Annotated in this window: 2 protein-coding genes; both read right to left on the bottom strand. The window is 63.9% G+C overall.

From position 1 onward, the window contains the following. Positions 1-1,506, bottom strand: a 1,506-nt coding sequence (locus tag WBV89_RS05695) for a lamin tail domain-containing protein (protein WP_423980368.1), incomplete at its 3' end; no start/stop codon positions are given. Positions 1,507-1,830: 324 nt separating this feature from the next. Further along, positions 1,831-3,477, bottom strand: coding sequence for a bifunctional metallophosphatase/5'-nucleotidase (locus tag WBV89_RS05690; RefSeq protein WP_423980367.1), 1,647 nt, complete (start codon positions 3,475-3,477; stop codon positions 1,831-1,833). Positions 3,478-3,779 lie beyond the last annotated feature (302 nt).

Raw genomic sequence — 3,779 nt, 5'->3', positions numbered from 1 at the left:
GTCGAGCGTCGTGAAGTAGTTGAGCACGTTGAAGCTGGCGACGGTCATCGAACCACCGACGTCATCGAAAGATGCCGGTGCCGGATTGGCCGGCGTGAAGGTGTAGTCGATCTCCGAGATCGGGCGGATCCGCCACGCGTCGGTGCCCGGCTGGCCGGCGAAGCTCCAATGCAACACGCCCGTCAGATTCGTGATCGTGTCTCCGCCACGGAACCGGTTGGTCGTCGACAGTCCCGAATTGGGGTAGAAGTAGGCCTCGTCAGAGGTGCCGACGACCGGATCGTTCTGGCCGTTGTTGTCATCGTCGAGAATGATCCGGCGGGTGGCGAGATCGTCGAGGAAGGCGGCGTATCCGGCCACACTCGGTGCGTTGTCGTCGGTGAACTGGTACGGGCGGGCGGTCTCGGTGAGGATGACCTGTCCGTAGCGGGCCAGTTCGAAATACTCGCTGACGACCAGCGTGTCTGCGAACGACACGATCATGCCCTCGATCGTCTCGAACGTCGCCTCGGCCACGGTGCTGCCGGAAGCAGGCAGATCGATCAACGTCGGGCTCGGTAACGGATTGCCCGAACTCTCCACGACCGTGGAACCGAATTCGACGTCGATCTGGCTCATCCCGAAGAACTCCTCGGGCGTGCCGGTGACGGTCACCTCATCACCGACCGCAAGCGTCGTTTGGCAATTGCCCCGGCAGAAAACGAAAATGCCCTCCGATGTGTTGGCGTCGCCGTCGACCTCGAGGTCCGGTTCCTGGATAAAGAAGCCATCGAGCACATCGAAAGCCGTGAACAGGCTGGTCACGATTGCCGTGACCTCGACCGGCGTCGTGATCGCCACGCTCGGACCGACGCCCTGGATCTCGTGGATTTGCACGACCGCTGGGGGCTGCGGCGGTGCATCGCAGCCGATCTCGCCGAGTCCGTCGAAGACGTCTTGGCCGAGTCCGGTCCATTCGACACTCGGGTCGAAGACGTCACCGGGGTCGGTGTCACCGTTCTCGATGTCGGCGTTGCGACAGAGGGTGTTGTTCAACGTGGAGAACAAGCCCGTTCCCCAGGCTGAGCCGGGATCGAAGCCGGCCTGACCGAATGCATCGACCACGACCCCGTCGTTGCGGAGCACGATCGCATCGTCACCGTTCCAGTTGACGGTGCTGGACGTAGCGTCGGCCACCGCAAGAATCGCAGGATCGACCGCCGGATTGGTGCCTGCCAGCACGTACGCGTCACCATCGGCAAGTGTGCCGCTGAGCGTCTGCGTGCTGGACGCCGTGGCGCTGCCGTTGCTGTACAGCTCCAGGGTGTACGTCGAGAGATCCACCGACGAACCGGTCAGGTTCGAGATCTCGATCGCCTTGTTGAAACCACTCCCCTCCACGTACTGCGTGAGCAGCAGGTCGGTCGACACTGCCGACGCAGGCGACGCGCCGACTGCCGTGAGCAGCCCGGCGATGAGCGAGGCAACGGCGAGGAGGGCGCTGCCCTTTCGAGAACGACGAACCATCGGGGATTCTCCAATGTAAAGCGGATGAGACTGAGCGGATCGAGCCATGGGACCCCACCGACCGACGACCATAGAGCACACGATCGGGTGTGCGTCGAAAATGGTGCCGACTCAGCCCCGCGGCTCGGCGACGATCCAACGGATCAACCCCGCGCCAGCACGCCACCGAGGCCGGCGCCGAGCCACGGGAAATCATCGCGGACGTCTTGGGTGCACAGCGACCGGTACGGCGGCGACTATTGAGCTTTCGGCAACCAGAACCAGCCCGACGTCGACAAATGTCGGTACGTGGACCCGTTCGTCGTGAGCTGTTTCCGCTGCGGATCAAACGGGAATGATCCGAGTCCGTTCTCCGATGTTGACCGGATCGGCATAGTCAGATGCGGTGATCGTGCCGAGCGATTCGATGTAGACGGCCAATGACTGCTGGTACGAGATGCCAATCTGGGTGAAGTCGTACGATTCGAACATGTCGTACCCGTCATTGCCACCAGCCAGGAAGTCGATTGTCGCGACCACGACGGGGTCGACCGACACGATGCCGCCGTCCTCGACGACGGTGGTGCCGTCGTCGAGGACGAGATCGATCACGCGCGAGCCAGCCGTGGCAGTCGGGTCATAGGTGACCGTGAGCCCACCCCACTGAGCGAACGGACCCGCAGCGTTCGGCAACCCCGACAGACCGTGCTCGACGGCGGCAACGAAGTCGGCCGTCGAGACTGGGTCGAGCACCGCCACAAAGTTGGCGAATGACGCGATGTCGAACGTGTCGAGCATGGAGATTTCTCCGGGCCCGATCACCGAATCGTTGCGGATACCGCCACCGTTTTGTAGCGCGACGTCGGGCAGTGGGGCACCGAACTCGCCGGCGCGGGCGGTGGCGGCTGCAAGCATGCCGTCGGTCATGAGGTTGCCGACGTTGGTTTCGCGGGAGCGGACGTCGACGCGGACGCCGTTGAGACCGACCTCGCTGGTGGCGATGATGTCCTGCCCGAGCTCTGCGAGATAGTCCGCGACCGGCTTCTCGACGTTGGCGAGCAGGAACGGGTCCTGCGGAGCTTCGCTGGTGACCGGAACGAGGCCGCCTCCGAACCCGATGACGTTGCCGTCCTTGTCGAAGTCGAGCACGAGACGGCCGACGTCGAAGTAATCTCCCGGCACCGTCACGACGGGAACGATGACGCCGTCGGCGTCCTCGGCCGTGAGCGGGTAATTGTTGGCGATGTCCTCGCCGCCGCCACCACCGATGATCGCGTCGACGTCGGTGAGCTCGGTGACGAGGTCGAGTTCGTTGTTGATGTCCTGCAGGTGGCTCGACACCAGGATGATCTCGACGCCTTGCGCAGTCAAGGCATCGACCTCGGCCTGAACGGCACCGGCGACGTCGGGGTCGACGATGACGTCGCCTGGGCTGGTCACCTCGTTTAGTTCGGGTGTGGTCGCGCCGACGATCCCGATCCGCTCGCCGCGCTCCTTGATCACGGTGCTCTTGGCGATACGGCCCTCGTCGACGAGCGCCTGCAGCGACGGCTCGTTCGAGAAGTCGAGGTTGGCACTGAGGAAGACGTCGTCGCCGCCCTCGAAGCCCTCGATGAAGTTGGCGAGTACATCGGGTCCGAAGTCGAACTCGTGGTTGCCGATGACGAACGCGTCGTAGTCGATCGCGTCAAGAGCGATCGTGTCGTACCACGGAACGCCTTTGTCGAAGCTGGCCTGGAGCTCCGGGCTGGCGAGGAAGTTGTCACCGGAGGTGATCGTGATCACGCCGGTCTTCGACTTCGACTTGGTCGGACCCGTGAGCGCTTCGCGGCGCAACTGTTCGACGACGGATCCGAAGCGGCTGATGCTGCCCGCGCCGGGGTCGGCGTCTTGCTCGCTGGGGAGGAGATCGGACTCACCGTCGTTGTTGTGTACCACGGTGAGCGTGAACTTCGACTCGGTCGGCTTACCGGCCGAGGCGCTACTGGTCACGCCAAGAGTGGCTGGTATCGCGATGGCTCCAGCCAGGGCCGCGCCGGCGAAGCTGCGGCGGATCAATCGAAGTGCGGACATCGAGCTACCTCCAAGTCTTCGAAGACACCCGAACCTAGCCGCTCCGCGGGTGACACCTGAGAGAGGGCCGATGTGGGCCTCCTCTTCGTGACGGTCGATGTCATCAACGCGGAGCAGATCGCACCCAGGATGCGGCGCGTCACGTTCGGGGGTGCGGGATTGGCCACGCTCCACTGCCGTGTGCCGAAGTCGCCGTTCGCCTGTTCTGCTCACACCCGGGT

Origin of the sequence: Ilumatobacter sp. (assembly GCF_049588435.1) — a bacterium.
Lineage (GTDB): Bacteria > Actinomycetota > Acidimicrobiia > Acidimicrobiales > Ilumatobacteraceae > Ilumatobacter_A.
Note: the sequence above shows the minus strand (reverse complement) of the source record. Positions and strands in the feature narration are given on the sequence as shown.